Origin of the sequence: Intrasporangium chromatireducens Q5-1 (assembly GCF_000576575.1) — a bacterium.
Classification (GTDB): Bacteria; Actinomycetota; Actinomycetes; order Actinomycetales; family Dermatophilaceae; genus Intrasporangium_A; species Intrasporangium_A chromatireducens.
On the sequence record NZ_AWQS01000633.1, the window covers coordinates 1 to 322 of the forward strand.

A 322-nucleotide genomic window follows, 5' to 3' on the forward strand; every position below is an offset into this window, starting at 1 on the left:
TGACGCGACGAGGCGTGTTCATGACGCCGTGCCCGCGTCGTCAAGGTGGACGCGGCTTGTCGCCAGAGAGTGCAGCCCGGTCGGAGTGCCCCAAAGGTCCTGCCCGTCGAGGGGTCCGTCGAGGATGTGAGCAAGGCGCGTCAGGCTTGCCGCGAGGAACCGTGCCTCGTCTGCCGTGAGGGCTGCCGTGGTGCGCATGTCGCCGTCGCGGACCTCGAGGGAGATCTCGGAAACGCCGTGATCCTTCCGGCCGTCGAAGTCGTTGCGGTCCTCCCAGTGCGAGGCAGAGACGGCGATGCGCACGTCGTCCTCGCGGGTCGGG

The 322-nt window shown here is 68.9% G+C and carries 1 protein-coding gene; it reads right to left on the minus strand.

Features of this window, described 5'->3' with window-relative positions:
- Nucleotides 1-18: 18 nt before the first annotated feature.
- The coding region (locus N864_RS23205; RefSeq protein WP_034723362.1) for a hypothetical protein at nt 19-322 on the minus strand (304 nt) is incomplete at its 5' end.